This window comes from Duganella radicis, from assembly GCF_009720825.1.
GTDB classification, from domain to species: domain Bacteria; phylum Pseudomonadota; class Gammaproteobacteria; order Burkholderiales; family Burkholderiaceae_D; genus Rugamonas; species Rugamonas radicis.
In genome coordinates this window covers 18,129-37,406 of sequence record NZ_WNKY01000028.1, presented here as the reverse complement: position 1 = coordinate 37,406, position 19,278 = coordinate 18,129, and the positions used below count along the sequence as shown (strand labels likewise).

General features: G+C 62.9%; 22 protein-coding genes. 14 read left to right on the top strand and 8 right to left on the bottom strand.

Annotated elements, in window-relative coordinates; translation table 11 throughout:
• Position 1: 1 nt before the first annotated feature.
• From accC to GM676_RS21155, 5 genes are all read right to left on the bottom strand, one after another.
• Positions 2-1,381: an acetyl-CoA carboxylase biotin carboxylase subunit gene (gene accC, locus GM676_RS21175; protein ID WP_155465922.1), complete on the bottom strand. Its 1,380-nt coding sequence runs from the start codon at positions 1,379-1,381 to the stop codon at positions 2-4.
• A gap of 99 nt (positions 1,382-1,480) precedes the next feature.
• Positions 1,481-1,951, bottom strand: a complete 471-nt coding sequence (gene accB, locus GM676_RS21170) for an acetyl-CoA carboxylase biotin carboxyl carrier protein (protein WP_155465921.1) — start codon at positions 1,949-1,951, stop codon at positions 1,481-1,483.
• 53 nt (positions 1,952-2,004) lie between these two features.
• A complete protein-coding gene (aroQ, locus tag GM676_RS21165) occupies positions 2,005-2,442 on the bottom strand; it encodes a type II 3-dehydroquinate dehydratase (protein ID WP_155465920.1) in 438 nt (145 codons plus the stop codon).
• Positions 2,443-2,526: 84 nt separating this feature from the next.
• Positions 2,527-3,081: a TlpA family protein disulfide reductase gene (locus GM676_RS21160; RefSeq protein WP_155465919.1), complete on the bottom strand. Its 555-nt coding sequence runs from the start codon at positions 3,079-3,081 to the stop codon at positions 2,527-2,529.
• Positions 3,078-3,707, bottom strand: a complete 630-nt coding sequence (locus GM676_RS21155; protein ID WP_155465918.1) for a hypothetical protein — start codon at positions 3,705-3,707, stop codon at positions 3,078-3,080. Before GM676_RS21155 ends, GM676_RS21160 begins: the two co-directional genes overlap by 4 nt.
• A 90-nt stretch (positions 3,708-3,797) precedes the next feature.
• Between GM676_RS21155 and mpl the strand changes: the two genes are divergently transcribed.
• The 8 genes from mpl to corA all read left to right on the top strand — a co-directional run bounded on the left by mpl (position 3,798) and on the right by corA (position 11,886).
• Positions 3,798-5,162, top strand: a complete 1,365-nt coding sequence (gene mpl, locus GM676_RS21150; RefSeq protein WP_155465917.1) for a UDP-N-acetylmuramate:L-alanyl-gamma-D-glutamyl-meso-diaminopimelate ligase — start codon at positions 3,798-3,800, stop codon at positions 5,160-5,162.
• Complete coding sequence (locus GM676_RS21145) at positions 5,162-5,740, top strand: YqiA/YcfP family alpha/beta fold hydrolase (RefSeq protein WP_155465916.1); 579 nt, start codon at positions 5,162-5,164, stop codon at positions 5,738-5,740. The genes mpl and GM676_RS21145 overlap by 1 nt, the downstream gene beginning before the upstream one ends.
• Positions 5,737-6,330, top strand: coding sequence for a chorismate--pyruvate lyase family protein (locus tag GM676_RS21140; protein ID WP_155465915.1), 594 nt, complete (start codon positions 5,737-5,739; stop codon positions 6,328-6,330). The genes GM676_RS21145 and GM676_RS21140 overlap by 4 nt, the downstream gene beginning before the upstream one ends.
• Complete coding sequence (locus tag GM676_RS21135; RefSeq protein WP_155465914.1) at positions 6,327-8,342, top strand: RNB domain-containing ribonuclease; 2,016 nt, start codon at positions 6,327-6,329, stop codon at positions 8,340-8,342. The genes GM676_RS21140 and GM676_RS21135 overlap by 4 nt, the downstream gene beginning before the upstream one ends.
• Before the next feature lie 17 nt (positions 8,343-8,359).
• Complete coding sequence (locus GM676_RS21130) at positions 8,360-9,244, top strand: TonB family protein (RefSeq protein ID WP_155465913.1); 885 nt, start codon at positions 8,360-8,362, stop codon at positions 9,242-9,244.
• Between the two features lie 4 nt (positions 9,245-9,248).
• Positions 9,249-10,067 (top strand): shikimate dehydrogenase, encoded by an 819-nt coding sequence (aroE, locus tag GM676_RS21125; RefSeq protein WP_155465912.1) that lies wholly within the window; start codon positions 9,249-9,251, stop codon positions 10,065-10,067.
• Positions 10,064-10,768: a monofunctional biosynthetic peptidoglycan transglycosylase gene (mtgA, locus tag GM676_RS21120; protein WP_155465911.1), complete on the top strand. Its 705-nt coding sequence runs from the start codon at positions 10,064-10,066 to the stop codon at positions 10,766-10,768. The genes aroE and mtgA overlap by 4 nt, the downstream gene beginning before the upstream one ends.
• Positions 10,769-10,920: 152 nt before the next feature.
• Positions 10,921-11,886: a magnesium/cobalt transporter CorA gene (gene corA, locus GM676_RS21115; protein ID WP_155465910.1), complete on the top strand. Its 966-nt coding sequence runs from the start codon at positions 10,921-10,923 to the stop codon at positions 11,884-11,886.
• On the opposite strand, the gene GM676_RS21110 is transcribed toward corA, so the two are convergent.
• Positions 11,879-12,379, bottom strand: coding sequence for a hypothetical protein (locus GM676_RS21110; RefSeq protein WP_155465909.1), 501 nt, complete (start codon positions 12,377-12,379; stop codon positions 11,879-11,881). The genes corA and GM676_RS21110 overlap by 8 nt on opposite strands.
• Before the next feature lie 138 nt (positions 12,380-12,517).
• On the opposite strand from GM676_RS21110, the gene GM676_RS21105 reads away from it, so the two are divergent.
• Together GM676_RS21105 and GM676_RS21100 are read left to right on the top strand one after the other, a co-directional pair.
• Positions 12,518-14,248, top strand: a complete 1,731-nt coding sequence (locus tag GM676_RS21105; protein ID WP_155465908.1) for an ABC transporter permease — start codon at positions 12,518-12,520, stop codon at positions 14,246-14,248.
• 10 nt (positions 14,249-14,258) lie between these two features.
• Positions 14,259-15,572 carry an ABC transporter ATP-binding protein gene (locus GM676_RS21100; RefSeq protein WP_155465907.1) on the top strand — a complete coding sequence of 438 codons (1,314 nt, stop codon included), beginning with the start codon at positions 14,259-14,261 and terminating at the stop codon, positions 15,570-15,572.
• On the opposite strand, the gene hemL is transcribed toward GM676_RS21100, so the two are convergent.
• On the bottom strand, positions 15,569-16,852 hold the full coding sequence (gene hemL, locus GM676_RS21095) for a glutamate-1-semialdehyde 2,1-aminomutase (protein WP_155465906.1): 1,284 nt from the start codon (positions 16,850-16,852) through the stop codon (positions 15,569-15,571). The genes GM676_RS21100 and hemL overlap by 4 nt on opposite strands.
• 19 nt (positions 16,853-16,871) lie before the next feature.
• Positions 16,872-17,711, bottom strand: coding sequence for a bifunctional hydroxymethylpyrimidine kinase/phosphomethylpyrimidine kinase (gene thiD, locus GM676_RS21090; RefSeq protein WP_371866319.1), 840 nt, complete (start codon positions 17,709-17,711; stop codon positions 16,872-16,874).
• Positions 17,712-17,806: 95 nt separating this feature from the next.
• On the opposite strand from thiD, the gene GM676_RS21085 reads away from it, so the two are divergent.
• The 4 genes from GM676_RS21085 to GM676_RS21070 are packed head-to-tail and all read left to right on the top strand — an operon-like array spanning position 17,807 to position 19,278.
• Positions 17,807-17,959 (top strand): rubredoxin, encoded by a 153-nt coding sequence (locus GM676_RS21085; RefSeq protein ID WP_092275808.1) that lies wholly within the window; start codon positions 17,807-17,809, stop codon positions 17,957-17,959.
• 26 nt (positions 17,960-17,985) lie between these two features.
• Positions 17,986-18,381 (top strand): response regulator, encoded by a 396-nt coding sequence (locus GM676_RS21080; protein ID WP_155465904.1) that lies wholly within the window; start codon positions 17,986-17,988, stop codon positions 18,379-18,381.
• Between the two features lie 19 nt (positions 18,382-18,400).
• On the top strand, positions 18,401-18,766 hold the full coding sequence (locus tag GM676_RS21075) for a response regulator transcription factor (RefSeq protein ID WP_155465903.1): 366 nt from the start codon (positions 18,401-18,403) through the stop codon (positions 18,764-18,766).
• Complete coding sequence (locus tag GM676_RS21070; protein WP_155465902.1) at positions 18,766-19,278, top strand: chemotaxis protein CheW; 513 nt, start codon at positions 18,766-18,768, stop codon at positions 19,276-19,278. The genes GM676_RS21075 and GM676_RS21070 overlap by 1 nt, the downstream gene beginning before the upstream one ends.

The window sequence follows — 19,278 nt, the reverse complement described above, 5'->3', positions numbered from 1 at the left end:
CTTACCCTTTGTTGCCCAGGCTCAGTTTGTTCAAGTCCGGCATGTCGGCCAGCTTGTGTTCCAGGTAGTGAATATTGGTGCCGCCTTCGATGAAGCGAGCGTCCACCATCAGCTCGCGGTGCAGCGGGATGTTGGTCTGGATGCCTTCGACCACCATTTCCGACAGCGCGATCTGCATGCGGCGGATGGCCTGCTCGCGGGTGGCGCCGTAGGAAATGACCTTGCCGATCATCGAATCATAGTGCGGTGGCACATAATAACCCGCATACGAGTGCGAGTCGACGCGCACGCCCGGGCCGCCCGGCACGTGCCAGGCAGTGATGCGGCCCGGCGACGGCGTGAACTTGAACGGATCTTCCGCATTGATGCGGCACTCGATGGCGTGGCCGGACAGCATCACGTCGCGCTGGCGGAAGCGCAGCTTCTCGCCGGCGGCGATGCGGATCTGCTCCTGCACGATGTCGATGCCGGTGATCATCTCGGTGACCGGGTGTTCCACCTGCACGCGGGTGTTCATCTCGATGAAGTAGAACTCGCCGTTCTCGTACAGGAATTCAAAGGTGCCGGCACCACGGTAGCCGATCTTGCGGCAGGCTTCGGCGCAACGCTCGCCGACCTTCTCGATCAGCTTGCGTGGAATGCCTGGCGCCGGCGCTTCCTCGATCACCTTCTGGTGGCGGCGCTGCATCGAGCAGTCGCGTTCGCCCAGCCAGACGGCATTCTTGTGCTCGTCGGCCAGCACCTGGATTTCCACGTGGCGCGGGTTTTCCAGGAACTTCTCCATATAGACTTCCGGATTGCCGAAGGCCGCGCCGGCTTCCGACTTGGTCATCTGCACCGCGTTGATCAGCGCCGCCTCGGTATGCACCACGCGCATGCCGCGACCGCCGCCGCCGCCGGCGGCCTTAATGATGACCGGGTAGCCGACCTTGCGGGCGATCTGCACGATGGCTTTCGGATCGTCCGGCAGGGCGCCCTCCGAGCCCGGCACGCAAGGCACGCCGGCCTTGATCATGGCCTGCTTGGCGGTGACCTTGTCGCCCATCAGGCGGATCGAGTCGGAACGCGGGCCGATGAACACAAAGCCGGACTTTTCCACGCGCTCGGCGAAGTCGGCGTTTTCCGACAGGAAGCCGTAGCCCGGGTGGATCGCTTCGGCGTCGGTCACTTCGGCCGCGCTGATGATGGCTGGCATGTTCAGGTAGCTCAGCGACGATGGCGCCGGGCCGATGCAGACCGATTCATCGGCCAACTTCACGTATTTGGCGTCTTTGTCCGCTTCCGAGTGGACCACGACCGTCTTGATGCCCATTTCGCGGCAGGCGCGCTGGATACGGAGGGCGATTTCGCCACGGTTGGCAATGAGGATTTTTTCAAACATGATAGGTTCGCTATGTCTGTGAGCGCCGGTGAAAGGCTGCGTCAGGTGAGGAGATATTGCAGACCAGGACGGGGCGCCCGGGGAGGGCGCGCGCCGTTCTTAGCCGATCACAAACAGTGGTTGGCCGAATTCTACCGGCTGGCCGTTCTCGACCAGGATCTGGGTGATGGTGCCGGCCTTGTCGGAGTCGATTTCGTTCAGCAGCTTCATCGCTTCGATGATGCACAGGGTGTCGCCTTCCTTCACGGACTGGCCGACTTCCACGAATGCCGGGGCGCCCGGCGCCGACGAGCGGTAGAAGGTGCCGACCATCGGCGATTTCACCACGTGGCCGGTTGGCTCGGCGGCGGCAGGGGCGGCGGCCGCGGCGGCTGGCGCGGCGACAGGGGCCGCCGCCGGCGCTGCGTGGTATTGCGGGATGGCTTGCGGCTGCATCATCACCATTTGGTTTTGCGCGATGGCGGACGACTTGACGATGCGAACTTTGCTTTCGCCTTCGGTCACTTCGAGTTCGGCGATGTCCGATTCTGCGACCAAATCAATCAAGGTCTTCAGCTTGCGTAGATCCATGTAACCCCCAGGAATGTCTTATGTGTAATAAAAATGCGCGCAGATCGCGTAGGTTATCGCTTTTTAAGGGCGAAGTCGATGGCAAACCGATATCCCTCGATACCCAGTCCGCAGATGGTTCCTATTGCGATCGCGCTCAGGAATGAATGGTGGCGAAACGACTCGCGCTGGTAAATATTCGAAATATGCACTTCCACAAACGGGATCGCCACCCCCGCCAGGGCGTCGCGCAAGGCCACGCTGGTATGGGTCAGTCCGCCCGGATTGATGACGATGGCGTCCACGCCTTCCCCTTTGGCGGCATGGATGCGGTCGATCAGTGCACCTTCGTGGTTGCTCTGGAAGCAAGACAAGCTCGCGCCAGCCGCCTGGGCCTGTGCCTGGGCAGCGTGTTCGATGTCGGCCAAAGTGCTTGCGCCGTAGACCTCAGGCTCGCGGGTTCCCAGCAAATTCAGGTTGGGGCCGTTGAGCAGTAGGAGGTTTTTTGCCATGATTCTTGAGCCTTCTCCGCGAAAGAGACGCATTTTGACGCCAACTGCTGACATTTGGCAAGAGAAAAAAACTTATGAATCTGCTTACAGAGTTGCCAAATCTTTGCGCAGCTCGTCAAATTTGAGTCGGCCGAGGTAGGTCTTCTTGACTTGGCCGTCGGCGCCGATCAGGACCGTGTAGGGCAGGCCGCCACCGGCGTTGCCGAACTGGCGCGACAGCTCGGTGCCGCTCATGCCGGCCACGAAGACCGGATAGCGGATGTTGAATTTGTCGCTAAATTCCGCGATATTTGTTGGCGAATCAATACCAATGCCGATAACTTGCAGCTTCTTGCCTTCTTCTCCAGCGGCCAGCGCCGACAGTTCCGGCATCTCCTGCACGCACGGACCGCACCAGGGCGCCCAGAAATTGACCAGCACGGCCTTGCCCTTGAACCGCGCCAGCGGGGTGGCGACGCCCTGGGCGTCCGGCAGCGTCTGTTTATACAGCTCGTCCACCGGGCCGGTGATGCCGGGCGGCTGGGTGGCGCTCAAGGGCGATGGCTGCGGCGTATGTTGTTTTTGATAGCCGACGTAGGCGCCCGAAGCGGCAAATAGCAAAGCGACCACGGCATATGCCGCCAGGTGTTTTTTATTCATGGTGATGGTGGGTGAGTACTGTTAACTAATAGGGCGCGCACGGCGGCGATATCGGCCCGGGCCAGTTTGCCGTCGCCACGGGTCTTCACGGCGCCACGCAAATCGTCCAGCTCATATAAAGCAGCGTGCACGCCTTCCTTGTGCCACATGAAGCTGACCGTTTCGACCATGCCGTAGCGCGGCCCCTTGAAGTGCGGCGTTTCCGAGATGTCGATCTGCAAATTCCGGTTGAGCAGGAAGATTTCCACCTCCTTGGCGCTGTCGGCAAACAGCTGGAGGTGGATGTCGTCGTGCGGGCCGGCGGTGCCATTTAACACGGCGCCAGTTAAATAAGGCTGAAAGCGCTCCAGCCCTTCCATGATGTCGACCGCCAGCGTGCGCAGGCGGAACAGGCGGGCCGGCTGGGTATCGGCGTGGAAGAGCGACTGGTAGATGCGGACTTCGGCCTCGATCTGGGCATTGTCGGGCAGCAGGTTGAGCGGTGGCTGGGTGTCGCCCAGGATTTGTTTTGCCGCCTTGCGCTTGGCCGTGTTGTAGTCGGCTCCGTCCTCGGCGATCAGACGTGCGGCGGCCGCCGCGATCTCGGCACGCAGGAGCTGGAGTTCTTCATTAACATTCGGCGTCATGGACGAGATAATACTCTGAACCGGGAAAAGCGCGGCGGGTCAGGTAAAATCCTGCCTTCACCGGTCGTTTTGTAACCTGTTCTTATTACTATGCACATTCACATCCTCGGTATTTGCGGCACCTTCATGGGCGGCCTGGCCGTGCTGGCCAAAGAAGCGGGCCACCGCGTCACCGGTTGCGACGCCAACGTCTATCCACCGATGAGCACCCAGCTGGAAGCGCAGGGCATCGAACTGATCACCGGCTTCGGCCCGGAGCAGACCGCGCTCAATCCCGATCTGTACGTGATCGGCAACGTGGTCACGCGCGGCAATCCGCTGATCGAGGAAATCATGAACCGCGGCTTGCCGTACGTATCCGGCCCGCAGTGGATAGGCGACCATATACTAAAAGACAAATGGGTGCTGGCCGTGGCCGGCACGCACGGCAAGACCACCACCACCGCCATGCTGACCTGGATACTGGAAGACGCCGGTTACGCGCCCGGCTTCCTGATCGGCGGCGTGCCGATGAACTTCGGCGTCTCGGCCCGCATGCAAGGCGACAAGGACTCCATCTTCTTCGTGATCGAAGCGGACGAATACGATACCGCCTTCTTCGACAAGCGCAGCAAGTTCGTGCACTACCACGCCAAGACCGCCATCCTGAACAATCTGGAATACGATCACGCCGACATCTTCCCCGATCTGGGCGCCATCGAAACCCAATTCCACCACCTGGTGCGCACGGTGCCGGGCATCGGCCGCGTGATCTACAACGGCGACGAAGACTCCTTGCAGCGCGTGCTCAAGCGCGGCTGCTGGAGCGAGAAGGAAAGCTTTGGCCGCCGCGAGGGCACGGATTGGGCGCTGATCGAGCACGATGACGGCAACTTCGACGTGCTCTTCCAGGGCAAGCTGGAAGGCCGCGTGGAATGGCAACTGACCGGCAAGCACAACCGCGCCAACGCGCTGGCCGCGATTGCCGCTGCCCGCCATGTGGGCGTGCCAATCGCGCAGGCGGCCAAGTCGCTGTCCACCTTTGAAAACGTCAAGCGCCGCATGGAAGTGCGCGGCGTGGTCAACAACATCACCGTGTACGACGACTTCGCCCACCACCCCACCGCCATCGCCACCACGGTGGGCGGCCTGCGCCAGAAGGTTGGCAAGGGCACCCGCATCCTGGCCGTGCTGGAGCCGCGCTCCAACACCATGAAGCTGGGCGCGATGAAAGATGCGCTGCCGGGCAGCCTGCAAGATGCCGACCTGGTGTTCGGCTACGGCGTCGAAAAATCGCTGGGCTGGAGCGTGGGCGCGGCGCTGTCGCCGCTCGGCGAGATCGCCAGCGCTTACGAAGACATCGACGCGCTGGTGGCGGCCATCGCCAAAGCGGCGCAGCCGGGTGACCATATTATTGTGATGAGCAACGGCGGCTTCGGCGGCATCCACGACAAAATCCTGAAAGCGCTGGCGTAATGATTTTGTACCTGCACGGCTTCCGCTCCTCGCCGCAATCCATGAAAGCCCGTGTGGTCGGCGAGCGCATGGCGGCGCTGGGCCTGGCCGACCAAGTCCTGAGCCCGCAGCTGCCGGCCTCGCCCAAGCTGGCGATGGAGCTGGCGCTGTCTTTAATAGAAGGCATTCCGGTCGACGAGCTGAGCATCATCGGCTCCTCGCTGGGCGGCTACTACGCCACCTGGCTGGCCGAGCGCATCGGCTGCCGCGCCGTGCTGCTCAACCCGGCGGTGGTGCCAAGCCTGGACCTGGACCAGCACGTCGGCGTGACCACGCAATACCATTCCGACCAGCCGTTCGAGTTCAAGCGCGAATACATCGATGAATTGCGCGCGCTGGAAGTACCGAAGATCAGCAAGCCGGAACGCTACTTCCTGATCGCCGCCACCGGCGACGAAGTGCTGGATTACCGCGACATGGTGGCCCACTACCAGGGCGCGCGCCAGCACATCATCGAAGGCAGCGACCATGCGATATCGGCGTTCCCGCGCTACGTGGATGCGGTGCTGGACTTCTGCGGCGTCGGGGCGCGGGCTTGAGCGCGCCGCCGCGCAGCGCCTCGCTCCGGCAGGCGCAATGGCAGCCGCATGTGCTGGCACTGAACGCGCCGCAAGGCTACGTGCCGTGGCTGACGGAAGACGGTTCGTTGACCGCGCGCCTGAAAGCGCACAGCGCCAGTTTCCGCGTGCAGTGCCTGCACCAGCGTGTGGAACGCTGCCTGAGCGACGAGGCGGTGGCGATCGGCATGCACCGGCCCGGCCGCGTGTGGGAAAGGGAAGTGCTGCTGAGATGTGATAATACGCCTGCGGTGTTCGCACACACGGTGGTGCCGATGTCGGCCACGGCGGCCGACTGGCCCTTGTTCAGTGCGCTGGGCGAGCGCTCGCTGGGCACCACGCTGTTTGGCGATCCGCTGGTGCGGCGCGGTGTGTTGGAATTTGCAAGATTGCGGGAAGGGCATCCCCTGGCGCGGCGCGCACGCGCTGCTTTGGGACCGGACGCCCCGGACGCACACTTATTATATGCACGGCGCTGTCTTTATCAGCGCCGGCGAGGTAGCCTGCTGGTGACGGAAGTGTTCCTGCCTGCTGTCCTGGAACTGATTAAAACGAGCAAAAACAAACGATGAATGTATTTTTTGAAGAGTCCGGCGATTTCAAGGTCGGCACCGTGATGACGCAAGCCGGCGAGGCCTACCAAGTCGAAATGGCCAGCGGCAAGCGCACCAAGGTCAAGGCCAAGGACGTGCTGCTGCAATTCGACAAGCCGTCGCCGGCCGAGCTGATGGACCAGGCCAAGGCCATCTCCGCCGAGATCGACCTGGAATTCCTGTGGGAAGTCGCGGGCGAGGAAGAATTCGGCTTTGCCGAACTGGGCGCCGAGTACTTCGGCCACCCGCCGCAACCGGCGGAAGCGGCCGGCCTGATCCTGAGCCTGCATTCGTCGCCGATCTACTTCTATAAAAAAGGCCGTGGCCGCTACAAGGCCGCGCCCGAGCAATCGCTGCGCGCCGCGCTGGCCGGCATCGAGAAAAAGAAACAGCAGGCGCTGGTGCAGGCGGCCTACGTGGACGAGCTGAAGGCCAACCAGCTGCCGGCCGCCATGCAGAACATCGTGATGCAGCTGCTGTTCAAGCCGGACAAAAACGGCATTGAGTACAAAGCATTGGAAGCGGCCTGCAACGAACTGCACACCAACCCGCAGCGCCTGATGCTGGCGGTGGGTGGCGTGCCGTCGGCCAAGGCGCTGCACATGGCCAAATTCCTGTTCGAGAACTTCCCCAAAGGCGCGGGCTTCCCGGACGTGCCGGTGCCGGCCACGCCGTCGGGCCTGCCGCTGGCCGAGGTCAAGGCGTTCTCCATCGACGACGTCACCACCACCGAGATCGACGACGCCTTCTCGGTCACGCCACTGGCCGACGGCAACGTCAAGGTCGGCATCCACATCGCCGCGCCGGGCCTGGGCATCAAGCCGGACGACGCGGTCGACAAGATGGCGCGCACCCGCATGTCCACCGTCTACATGCCGGGCGATAAGATCACCATGCTGCCGGACGCCATCGTGAACGCCTTCACGCTGGCCGAGGGCAAAACCTGCCCGGCGCTTTCGCTGTACGCCACGCTGAACCCGGCAGACTGGTCGGTGGTCGCCACCGAAACCCGTGCCGAGATGGTGCCGATCGCGCACAACCTGCGCCACAACGATCTGGACGATCTGGTCAACGAAGAAACCCTGGCCAGCGGCGAGGGCGATTATCCGCACAAGGACGACCTGTGCCTGATCTGGAAATGGGCGCAAGTGCTGGAAGCGGCGCGCATGGTCAAGCGCGAGGGTTTCGGCCTCAAGCCCGAGCAGAACAACCGCGTCGACTACAACTTCTACGTGGAAGACGACGTGGTCACCGTCACCCGCCGCAAGCGTGGCGCGCCGCTGGACAAGATCGTCGCCGAGCTGATGATCTTCGCCAACAGCACCTGGGGCAAGATGATGCACGACTGCGGCGTGCCGGGCATCTACCGCAGCCAGGGCCGTGGCGTCGGCGGCTGGAACGCCAAGATGCAGGTGCGCATGCTGACCCACGCCGCGCCGCACGAAGGCCTGGGCGTGGACCAGTACGCATGGAGCACCTCGCCGCTGCGCCGTTATACCGACCTGGTCAACCAATGGCAGATCCTGGCCTGCGCCGACAAGGGCGTGATGGCGCCGCTGGTCGCGCACTTCAAGCACAAGGATGCGGAACTGTTCGCCATCGTGTCGCAGTTCGACGCGGCCTATGGTGCCTACGCCGACCATCAGGCCAATATGGAACGCTACTGGTGCTTGCGCTGGCTGGGCCAGGAAAATGCGCGCCAGGTGGAAGCCGTGGTGCTCAAGGATGAAGTGCTGCGCCTGACCGATATTCCGCTGATCATCCGCCTGCCGGGCATGCCGTCGGTGGCGCGCGGCGCGCAGGTCAAGCTGGACATCCTGCGCTGGGACGAAGTCGACCTGACCGTCGAAGCCCGCATCCTCGAAATCCCGACCGACGCCGTGCCTGCCGACGTCGACTTCGAAGACGAGGTGGACGACGCGCCGGAAGAGGCGGTCGATGCGCCGGAAGTGGTGGTCGAGGCCGCCGCCGAGCAACCAGCGGCGGAATGACGTGTAGAATCTGACTCATGTCTTTCAGAGAAAATCGCTTGCTCTACATCGCCCTCGCCATCTCGCTGATGGCGCATGGCGCTTTGCTGGCGATGCGCTTCGTGGCGCCGACCCCGGCGCCGGTGCAGGCCACCGATCCGGGACTGGAAGTCATCCTCGTCAACGCCAAGCACAACAAGGCGCCGCTGAAAGCCGACGCCATCGCCCAGGCCAACCTCGACGGCGGCGGCACGGTGGACCAGGGCCGCTCCAGGTCGCCCATGCCGGACATGCGCAAGACCGAGATGGGCGACAGCGTCAAAGCCAACAAGCGCCGCATCCAGGAACTGGAAGAACGCCAGAAAAACCTGCTGACCCAGGTGCACTCCTCCTCCGAAGTGGCGGCCCCGCCGATCACGGAAAAAGCCAAGCCCGATCCGCTGCCCACCGGCGCCGACCTGCTCGAATCAAGCAAGGCCATCGCCCGCCGCGTGGCCGAAATCAGCGAAACCATCGAGGACCAGAACAAGCGTCCCAAGAAAACCATGATCACGCCGAGCACGCGCGAGGCCGGTTATGCGAACTACTACAAAACCATGCAGAAGCGCATCGAGGATTTCGGCACGCTGAACTTCCCCAATGTGAACGGGCGCAAGCTGTATGGCCAGCTGATGCTGTCGATCCCGGTGTTCCAGGACGGCACCATCTACGAAAAAGACGGCGGCATCAAGGTCGAGCGCAGCTCCGGCAACCCGGCGCTGGACGAGGCGGCGATGCGCATCGTGCGCCGTTCGGCGCCGTTCGGCAAATTCCCGCCGAACATGCTGTCGAGCGAAAAGGATGATTTGTGGGTGATCATCACCACCTTCAAATTCACGCGAGAAGACAAACTGCAAGCCGATATGAGCGGCGGAGGACAATAACAAGATGGACCGCTACTGCGTGTTCGGCAACCCGATTGCCCACAGCAAATCGCCTGAAATTCATGCCGCCTTCGCGGCGCAGACCGGGCAGGACCTGCAATACGAACGCCGCCTGGCGCCGCTGGACGGCTTTGCCGACGCCGTGCGCGCCTTCATGGCCGAAGGCGGCAAGGGCGCCAACGTCACCGTGCCGTTCAAGCTGGAAGCAGTCAAACTGGCGCAGGCGCTGACCATCCGCGCGCGCGCGGCCGGCGCGGTCAACACACTGGTGTTCAGCGACGAAGGCATCATCGGCGACAACACCGACGGCGCCGGGCTGGTGGCGGACATTGTGCGGAACGCCGGGGTGACTATCACCGGCAAGCGCGTGCTGCTGCTGGGCGCGGGCGGCGCGGTGCGCGGCGTGGTGCTGCCCCTCCTTGAACATCGCCCGGCCAGGTTGGTGATCGCCAACCGCACCGTGGCCAAGGCCGAGGAACTGGTCCAACAGTTTGCCGCGCTGGGCGGCGAGGGCGTGGTGGCGGCGAGCGGCTTTGGCGAGATTGAAGGCGAGTACGACATCATCATCAACGGCACGGCGGCCAGCCTGAGCGCGGAAGTGCCGCCGGTATCGCCATCGGTGTTCGCGTCCGGTTGTCTTGCCTTGGACATGATGTACGGAGCTTCCCCCACAGTATTCTTGCAGTTCGCCGCCGGGCATGGCGCACAGTTGCGCGACGGCTTGGGCATGCTGGTGGAGCAGGCGGCCGAAGCCTTCCAGCTGTGGCGCGGCGTGCAGCCGGCCACCGGCGAGGTGTTAAACAATCTGCGCGCCAAACTATGAGCAAGCCTGCTGGAAAATGGCGCTGGGTGAAATGGATCTTCATCGTCCCGATCCTGCTGTTCCTGGCGGTGCAGCTGTACTTCTTCCTGCAAATCTGGTGGTGGGTCGACCACAATCCGTCCATGACCAGCTTCATGCGCCAGCAGCAGTCGGCGCTGCGCGAGAAGAACCCCAAGGCCAACATCCAGCAACTGTGGGTGCCGTACAACCGCATCTCGAACAACCTGAAGCGCGCCATCATCGCCTCCGAGGACGCCAACTTCTCCGAGCACGAAGGCGTGGACTGGGAGGCCATGCAAAAGGCCTACGAGAAGAACAACAAGAAGAAAAAAGTGGTCTCGGGCGGATCGACCATCACCCAGCAGCTGGCCAAGAACCTGTTCCTGTCCGGCTCGCGCAGCTACTTGCGCAAGGGGGAGGAACTGATCATCACCTTCATGCTGGAAACCTTGATGGACAAAGAGCGCATCTTCGAGATCTACCTGAACGTGGTGGAATTCGGCACCGGCACCTTTGGGGCCGAGGCGGCGGCGCGGCACTACTACGGCGTCAGCGCGGCCAACCTGAACGCCATGCAGGCGGCCAAGCTGGCGGTGATGCTGCCCAATCCGCGCTATTTCGACAAACATCGCGACTCCAACTACCTGGCGCGCCGCACCGCGGTCATTTTGCGCCGGATGAACTCCGCCGAGCTCCCTTAAAATCCGGGGTCAGGTCCTCCATTTCTACACGATCTCTGCTGTAGCGGGACGCTACAGCAGAGATCGTGTAGAAATGGAGGACCTGACCCCGGACTGGCCTCGGCGGGGCTTTGCAGGTACACTTGCGCTGTTTCCAGAAGGCGCGTGACTCCATGATTAATGTTTTCGTTCTCCAGAATGGCCGGCTCAACCAGGTTCCTATCGACACGCGCGAAGACCTGGAAAAGGTCGAACCTGTCTGGGTCGATCTGACCGACCCGACCGACGCGGAACGAGCCTGGGTACGCACCATCTACGGCGTGATCCTGCCGGGCGAGGACGAGGTCAAGGACATCGAAGCCTCGGCCCGTTACTACGAAGCGGAAAACGGCGACCTGCACCTGCGCACCGATTTCCTGCTGGAAGAAGAGGACGGCCCGTCGCGCATCGTGACGGTGGCTTTCATCCTGGCGCGCAAGATCCTGTTCTCGGTCCACACCGACGACCTGCCGGTGTTCCGCCTGGTGCGCATGCGCGCCCGCTCGCGTCCGGGTTCGATCGCGGACTACATGGACGTGCTGCTGGACCTGTACGCCACCGACGCCGAGTATTCGGCGGACGCGCTGGAAGGCATCTATCAGAATCTGGAAGAGGTCTCGGGCCGCGTGCTGCAAAAGGAATTCACCGACCAGGACGCCGCCGCCGCCCTGAACGCCATCGCCCACGAGGAGGACTTGAACGGCCGCATCCGCCGCAACATGATGGATACCCGCCGCGCGGTCAGTTTCCTGATGCGCGGCCGCCTGCTGAATTCGGAGCAGTTTGAAGAAGCCCGCCAGATCCTGCGCGACATCGAATCACTGGACGGCCACACGTCCTTCCTGTTCGATAAGATCAACTTCCTGATGGACGCCACGGTCGGTTTCATCAACATCAACCAGAACAAGATCATCAAGATCTTCTCCGTGGCCAGCGTGGCCTTCCTGCCGCCGACCCTGATCGCCTCGATCTACGGCATGAACTTCAAGTGGCTGCCGGAACTGGAGTGGGATATGGGCTATCCATTCGCCATCGGCCTGATGCTGGCCAGCGCCATCGCGCCTTTCCTGTACTTCCGCCATCGCGGCTGGCTTAAATAACCGGGCTGAATTCCAGCGACAGGGTGCTGTAGTAGGGCGCGCTGCTCCATTGCTCGTTCAGCGCAAGCGCGCGATCGTAGAGGGCGCTTTTGAGATCGAGCGCCAGCTGGCTGAAATCGAAGGGCGGTTTGTTGCGCGCCGTGCAGGCCGCCGCCGCACCGGCCACGAAGGCGTCCTCGTCAAACGCGCCCGACCACAGCTGCGCCTGCAAGCCTTCGACGATGGCTTCCGCCTGCACCGCCTCCGTCTCCACGTTCGGATTGGCCTTGTCGTGCACCGACTCCATCACGAATTGCGCATCGGCGCCGCGCGCCAGCAGGCTGAGGAAACCATGGCGCAGCGGCAGCGCCGACTCCACCACGTAATGCACCAGATCATGCGGCAAAATACCCTGGCGCGGCATCAGCGCGTCCGTGCAGCTGCCGTTGTTGCGCACGAAGCGCAGCACGTCGTACTTGTCGGTCTTCGACCGTTTCTCGGCAATCAGTTTCATATATTGCAATTATATAATAAGTAACTTTCATGACTGTAATAATTTTGTAGTTGTAATCTATTAGAATGGCGGCCAGCGGTAACGCTCCCTCCTTCGCTCCCCGTGGCCTCCTCTTGCCGCGCCAGAGAAAGTAATAAGATGAACAAGAAACGGCAATTTTTCCCCCGCCAGGTGGTGGAGGCCGGCGGCAATCGCTGGGACTGGGCCTTGCTGCCCATCGTGCTGGCGCTTTTCGTGTTGATGGCCTATGGCAGCCAGCAAATGGCGCGTCCGTATGAACTCGGCCAGACGCTGCCGATGACGCTCGACCCGCTCTACCTGCCGTACTACCTGCTGCGCACTACGCTGCGCATGTTCATCGCTTTGGGCGCGTCGGTCATCTTCAGCTGTGTGTTCGCCGCGCTGACCACCAAGTACCGCACGGCGGAAAAGGTCATGGTGCCGATGCTCGACATCCTGCAATCGATTCCGATTCTTGGCTTCCTGTCGATTACCGTGACGGCGTTTATCGCGCTCTTCCCCGGCAACCTGCTGGGCGTGGAGTGCGCCGCCATCTTCGCCATCTTCACCTCGCAGGCGTGGAATATGGCTTTCTCGGCCTATCAGGGATTCCGCTCGGTGCCGGCCGAATTGTCGGAGGCGGCGCAGGTGTTCCAGCTGTCGGGCTGGCAGCGTTTCTGGCGGCTGGAACTGCCGTTCGCCATGCCCGGACTGCTGTGGAATATGATGATGTCCATGTCCGGCGGCTGGTTCTTCGTGGTGGCGTCGGAAGCCATCATGGTGTCGAACCAGACCATCAAGCTGCCCGGCATGGGCTCCTACATCGCACTGGCGATTGAGCAGAGCAACCTGGCGGCCATCGGCTGGGCCATCTTCGCCATGCTGATCGCGGTGCTGTTGTACGATCAGCTGTTCTTCCGCCCGCTGCTGGCGTGGGCCGACAAGTTCCGCTTCGAGGAAACCGGCGGCGATACCGCCCAATCCTCATGGTTGCTGACCTGGCTGCGCCGCACCGAACGCACGCAGCAAATCGTTGAATGGTTCGGCCACCAGCTGTCGCGCTCCATCGCCGTGTTCCGCCTGTCGCACGACGGCACCTCGATCCGCGCGCGCAAGGACAAGCCGTCGCTGGTGCCGCAGCGGGTGTGGGATGCGGTGATTGCCGCCGTGGTGTTCTACGCGCTCTGGAGCCTGGTGCATTTCATCCGCACCGAAGTCGGCTGGAGCGAAGTAGGGCATGTGCTGATGCTGGGCGTCTACACCATGATGCGCGTGGTGGTGTTGCTGGCGCTGGCGGCGCTGGTGTGGGTGCCGGTCGGGATCTGGATCGGCATGAACCCGCGCTGGGCCTCGCGCACGCAGGCGGTGGCGCAGTTCCTGGCGGCCTTCCCGGCCAATCTGGTGTTCCCGGTGGCGGTGATCATCATCGTACGCTACCACCTGAACCCGGACATCTGGCTGTCGCCGCTGATGATCCTTGGTACGCAGTGGTACTTGCTGTTTAACGTGATCGCCGGCGCCTCCACCATCCCGACCGAGTTGCGTCACGCGGCCAAGAACTTTGGCCTGACCGGCTGGCTGAAATGGCGGCGCTACCTGCTGCCGGCCATTTTCCCCAGCTTTGTGACGGGAGCCATCACCGCCTCGGGCGGTTCATGGAACGCCGCCATTGTCTCCGAATTCGTCAGCTGGGGGCCGACCACCTTGAAGGCGCACGGCATCGGCAGCTACATCCAGGAGATGACGATCGCCGGCGACTTCCCGCGCATCGCGCTGGGCATCTGCATCATGTGCATTTTCGTGATGGGTTTTAACCACTTCGTCTGGCGCCGTTTGTACACCATGGCCGAAAGCCGGCTGCATTTCTAGGAACAGAATCATGAGCACTCCTATCGTTGAACTGAAAGCCGTCGGCAAACACTTCCGCGCCGCGGACGGTTCCAAGCGCTCGGTCTTGGAAGGCGTGGACTTCACGCTGCGCGAAGGCGAGATCGTGGCGCTGCTGGGCCAATCGGGCTCCGGCAAGTCGACCATGCTGCGCATCATGGCGGGCCTGATCCAGGCCGATGATGGCCAGGTGCTGTATCGCGGCATGCCACTGTATGGAACGGCGCGCGGTATCCGCATGGTGTTCCAGTCATTCGCGCTGTTCCCGTGGCTGACGGTGCAGAAGAATGTGGAACTGGGTCTTGAAGCGCAGGGCATGCCGCCGGAAGAGCGCGCGCGCCGTGCCGAAAAGGTGATCGACCTGATTGGCCTGTCCGGCTTTGAAGGCGCGCTGCCACGCGAGCTGTCGGGCGGCATGCGGCAGCGGGTCGGCATCGCCCGCGCGCTGGTGATGGAGCCGGAAGTGCTGCTGATGGACGAAGCGTTTTCCGCGCTGGACGTGCTGACCGGCGAACGCCTGCGCGAGGAGATTCTGGAGTTGTGGCAGTCCGGCCAGATCCCGACCAAGGCGATTCTGGTGGTTTCGCACAATATCGAGGAAGCGGTGATGATGGCCGACCGCGTGCTGATCTTCGCCAGCGATCCGGGCCGGGTGCGCGCCGAGCTGCCGATCTCCTTGCAGCAACCGCGCAAGGCGGAAAGCGCCGAGGTGCGCCAATTGATCGACAAGGTGTACGAGTTGATGACCGCCAGCTCCGGCCGTCGCGGCGGTGGCGGAGGCTTGATCAGCGAGCGCGAAGTCAAGCTGCAACTGGGCGACCGTCTGCCGCAGGCCGACATCGCGCACATGGAAGGTATTCTGGAGTTGCTGGCCGAAGAGCCGTTCCACGGCCGCGCCGACCTGCCCAAGCTGGCCGAGGAAACCGAGCTGACGGACGCCGAGCTGCTGGAAGTGCTGAACGCCTTGCTGCTGCTGGGCTTTGCCTATTTGACCAACGGCGACATCCTGCTGACGGAGCTGGGCGCGCGCTACGTCAAGTCGGAAGAGCGGCAGGACATGTTCGCCAAGCAGCTGCTGGAGCATGTGCCGTTGATCGCCTACATCTGCCATGGTCTGGAACAGGACAAGTCAGGCGACCTGCCGGAAGACCTGTTCCTGAAACTGCTGCGCTTCACGCTCAGCGAAGAAGAGGCCGAGCGCGCGCTGCGCGTGGCTATCGAGTGGGGCCGCTACGGCGACCTGTTCGAATACAACTTCAACACTGGCGTGATCCAGCGCTCCGAAGAGGAGCCTGCGGGGGATTAAAGCCTGGCGAACACGCGGCGGGCGGCGGCGATGGTTTCGTCGATCACTTCGTCGCTGTGCTGGGCCGAGACGAAGCCCGCTTCGAATGCCGCCGGCGCAAAGTACACGCCTTCGTCCAGCATGTGGTGGAAGAAGATGTTGAAGCGTTCGCGGTTCCCCGCCATCATCTCCGCGTAGTTGTTCGGCGGCGTCTCGCTGAAGTACAGGCCGAACATGCCGCCCACCGAGTCGGCGCAGAATGGAATGCCGGCGTCCCTGGCCGCCGCAGTCAGGCCGTCGGCCAGGCGCTTGGCGCTGGCGGCCAGCTTATCGTAGAAGCCCGGCTGCTGGATCAGCTTCAGCGTGGTCATGCCGGCCGCCACCGCCACCGGATTGCCCGACAGCGTGCCAGCCTGGTACACCGCGCCCACCGGCGACATCTTGCTCATCAACGCCGTGCTGCCGCCAAACGCCGCCACCGGCAGGCCGCCGCCAATCACCTTGCCCAGCGCCGTCAGATCCGGCTTGATGCCGTACAGTTCCTGCGCGCCGCCCAGCGCCACGCGGAAGCCGCACATCACTTCATCGAAGATCAGCAGCGCGCCGTGCTTGGTGCACAGGTCGCGCAGCGCTTGCAGGAACTCGCGGGTGCCTTTGATGAGATTCATATTGCCGGCCACCGGCTCCACGATCACGCAGGCGATTTGGTCGCCGAAGTTGGCGAACGCCTCTTCGATCTGTGCCACATTGTTATAGTCCAGCACCAGCGTGTGCTTGACGAAGTCCTCCGGCACGCCGGCCGACGTCGGATTGCCGAAGGTGAGCAGGCCGCTGCCCGCTTTCACCAGCAGCGAATCGGCGTGGCCGTGGTAGCAGCCTTCAAACTTGACGATCTTGTCGCGGCCCGTGGCGCCGCGCGCCAGGCGCAGGGCGCTCATGGTCGCTTCGGTGCCCGACGATACCAGGCGCACCTGTTCCAGCGTCGGCACCAGCTTGACGATTTCTTCCGCCATCTCGATTTCCGCTTCGGTCGGCGCGCCGAACGACAGGCCGCGCGTGGCCGCGTCCTGCACCGCCTTCACCACTTCCGGATGCGCGTGGCCGACAATCGCCGGACCCCACGAGCCGATGTAATCGATGTAACGCTTGCCGTCCGCATCCCAGAAGTACGGGCCTTCGGCGTGGGTGATGAAGCGCGGCGTGCCGCCCACCGAACGGAAGGCGCGCACCGGCGAGTTGACGCCGCCCGGCGTGGTTTTCTGGGCGCGTTCGAACAGCTGGTCGTTTTTAGAGGTAGTCATGATGGCATTTTCAGTATTTTTATTGCATGTCCTCGGGGGACTGCAAATGGAAAAATCGGTTCGGCACGAACTTGCCCATGCCGTAGCGCTGCGCGTGCGCCAGCGCGCCGACAGTGTACTCCTGCGCCGCCGCCACCGCTTCCGGCACGTCGGCACCGCGCGCCATGAAGGCCGTCAGCGCCGCCGACAGGGTATTGCCGGCGCCGATGAACGGCCCGGCCAGATGCTGCCAGGCGTCGTGGCTGATGACGCCATCGGCGCCGTACAGGGTGTTGGCCAGCGCGCCGCCGGACGAGGAAGTGCCGGTCACCAGCACGAATTCGCAGCCCAGTGCCAGCAAATGCTCGACGTCCGATTGCAGCATGTCCTCGCCCTCGCCGCCATCGCCGCTTTCGCGCCAGGTCTCGGCCATGCGGCCCAGTTCCACTTGCGATAGCATCAGCAGCGTGGCCTGCGGCACCAGCAACTGGCGGATGGCGGTCATCAGTTCCTCGGCGTCGTCGTCGGACGGCTGCGGCAGGCGCGAACTGAATGGATCGAGGATCAGCGGCGCATCGGGATAATCGGACAGGATCTCGGCCACCGCCGCCACCTGTTCCAGATTGGTGATGGCGCCGACCTTGAAGGCGGCCATGGTCATGTCTTCCAGGATCACGCGGGCCTGGTCGGCCACCCAATCCGGGTCGATGTCCTGCATGTCTTCGACATGGGCACTGTCGCCGATCAGCAACGCGGTGGTGACGGCCAGTCCGGTGCAGGAGAGGGCCGAAAAAGCCGCCAGGTCGGCCTGGACGCCGGTGGCGCCAGCCGGATCGGCAGCGCCGAAGCTCAATATAAGAGGAGAAGTTTGGTTTTGCACGGCGGGTAGATTAAGATACCTAATTCGGCATTTTACTAGATTGAGGGTGGCAAAACGTGAGTAGCAACGAAACAACGCAGGAGTTCCAGACCTGGATGTGCCTGATCTGCGGCTGGATTTACGATGAAGAAGCCGGCCTGCCGGACGAAGGCATCGCTCCGGGCACCCGCTGGGCCGACGTCCCGATGAACTGGAGCTGCCCGGAATGCGGCGCCCGCAAGGACGATTTCGAGATGGTAGCGATCTAAATCAGGCGCCAAACCGGCCAGCGACTATGACGACAACTGCTCTGAAAATCATGGTGATCGACGACAGCAGCACCATACGTCGCTCGGCCGAGATCTTTTTGTCCCAGGCCGGCTACCAGGTGGTGTTGGCCGAAGACGGCTTCGATGCCCTCGCCAAGATCAACGACCATCATCCGGCGCTGATCTTCTGCGACATCCTGATGCCGCGTCTCGATGGCTACCAGACCTGCGCACTGATTAAAAAAAGCGCAAAATTCCATGCCACGCCGGTGTTGATGCTGTCCTCCAAGGACGGCTTGTTCGACCGCGCGCGCGGCAGCATGGTGGGCGCCGTTGCCTATCTGACCAAACCTTTTACCAAAGACAGCCTGCTGGCCGCCGTTCGCGAGCACACCGGCGGCGCTGTCGCCACACCAGAATAAGCGAGCCGCAGGGGGAAATATGGCCATACAGAGAATTCTCATCGTCGACGATTCGGCCACGGAGCGCTACTTTTTGAGCGATATCCTGACCCGCAGCGGCTACACCGTGTCGGTGGCCGTCAACGGCGAGGAAGCGCTGCTCAAGCTCAAGGAAGAAAAGCCGGAACTGATCCTGATGGATGTGGTGATGCCCGGCGCGAACGGCTTTCAGGTCACGCGCTCGATCGCGCGCGATCCGGAGCTGAAGGATGTGCCGATCATCATCTGCTCCAGCAAAAGCCAGGAGACCGACCGTATCTGGGCGCTGCGCCAGGGCGCCAAGGACTATCTGGTCAAGCCGGTCGATCCGGCCGAACTGCTGGCCAAGATTGCGGCCCTCGGCTGATGAGCGGCCCTGCGCCCACCGAACGCCGCAGCCGTCTGCGCCAGTATCAGGTGCAACTGCTGGAGCGCATGCAGGCCGCCAAGACCGGCGCCACTGACAGCGGGCGTGAACTGGGCGTGTCGATCGGCGGCCGTCTGTGCCTGCTGGACCTGACCCAGATCAGCGAGATCGTGCCGCTGCAAGCCGCCACGCCGGTGCCGCTGACGCAGGACTGGTATCTGGGCCTGACCAACATCCGCGGCAACCTGACCGGCGTGATCGACTTGGCGCGCTATCGCCGGTACGGCGGTGGCGGCGCGTCGCCGGCCGAGCGGCGCCTGATCAGTTTTGCGCCCGGACTGGGTTTTAATTGCGCGCTGCTGGTCGAGCGCGTGCTGGGCTTGCGCAAGCTGGCCGACATGGAAGCTGTGGCGGGCGACGAATTCCGCGATAGCGAAGGACAATCGTGGCTGCGCATCGATCTGGCGCAGCTGGTGCGGGAACCACGATTTGTACAGGTAGGACTGGTATAG

Coding starts and splice junctions, on each gene's coding strand:
- accC (WP_155465922.1), bottom strand. CDS start 1,381: ATGTTTGAAAAAATCCTCATTGCCAACCGTGGCGAAATCGCCCTCCGT.
- accB (WP_155465921.1), bottom strand. CDS start 1,951: ATGGATCTACGCAAGCTGAAGACCTTGATTGATTTGGTCGCAGAATCG.
- aroQ (WP_155465920.1), bottom strand. CDS start 2,442: ATGGCAAAAAACCTCCTACTGCTCAACGGCCCCAACCTGAATTTGCTG.
- GM676_RS21160 (WP_155465919.1), bottom strand. CDS start 3,081: ATGAATAAAAAACACCTGGCGGCATATGCCGTGGTCGCTTTGCTATTT.
- GM676_RS21155 (WP_155465918.1), bottom strand. CDS start 3,707: ATGACGCCGAATGTTAATGAAGAACTCCAGCTCCTGCGTGCCGAGATC.
- mpl (WP_155465917.1), top strand. CDS start 3,798: ATGCACATTCACATCCTCGGTATTTGCGGCACCTTCATGGGCGGCCTG.
- GM676_RS21145 (WP_155465916.1), top strand. CDS start 5,162: ATGATTTTGTACCTGCACGGCTTCCGCTCCTCGCCGCAATCCATGAAA.
- GM676_RS21135 (WP_155465914.1), top strand. CDS start 6,327: ATGAATGTATTTTTTGAAGAGTCCGGCGATTTCAAGGTCGGCACCGTG.
- GM676_RS21130 (WP_155465913.1), top strand. CDS start 8,360: ATGTCTTTCAGAGAAAATCGCTTGCTCTACATCGCCCTCGCCATCTCG.
- aroE (WP_155465912.1), top strand. CDS start 9,249: ATGGACCGCTACTGCGTGTTCGGCAACCCGATTGCCCACAGCAAATCG.
- mtgA (WP_155465911.1), top strand. CDS start 10,064: ATGAGCAAGCCTGCTGGAAAATGGCGCTGGGTGAAATGGATCTTCATC.
- corA (WP_155465910.1), top strand. CDS start 10,921: ATGATTAATGTTTTCGTTCTCCAGAATGGCCGGCTCAACCAGGTTCCT.
- GM676_RS21110 (WP_155465909.1), bottom strand. CDS start 12,379: ATGAAACTGATTGCCGAGAAACGGTCGAAGACCGACAAGTACGACGTG.
- GM676_RS21105 (WP_155465908.1), top strand. CDS start 12,518: ATGAACAAGAAACGGCAATTTTTCCCCCGCCAGGTGGTGGAGGCCGGC.
- GM676_RS21100 (WP_155465907.1), top strand. CDS start 14,259: ATGAGCACTCCTATCGTTGAACTGAAAGCCGTCGGCAAACACTTCCGC.
- hemL (WP_155465906.1), bottom strand. CDS start 16,852: ATGACTACCTCTAAAAACGACCAGCTGTTCGAACGCGCCCAGAAAACC.
- GM676_RS21085 (WP_092275808.1), top strand. CDS start 17,807: ATGTGCCTGATCTGCGGCTGGATTTACGATGAAGAAGCCGGCCTGCCG.
- GM676_RS21080 (WP_155465904.1), top strand. CDS start 17,986: ATGACGACAACTGCTCTGAAAATCATGGTGATCGACGACAGCAGCACC.
- GM676_RS21075 (WP_155465903.1), top strand. CDS start 18,401: ATGGCCATACAGAGAATTCTCATCGTCGACGATTCGGCCACGGAGCGC.
- GM676_RS21070 (WP_155465902.1), top strand. CDS start 18,766: ATGAGCGGCCCTGCGCCCACCGAACGCCGCAGCCGTCTGCGCCAGTAT.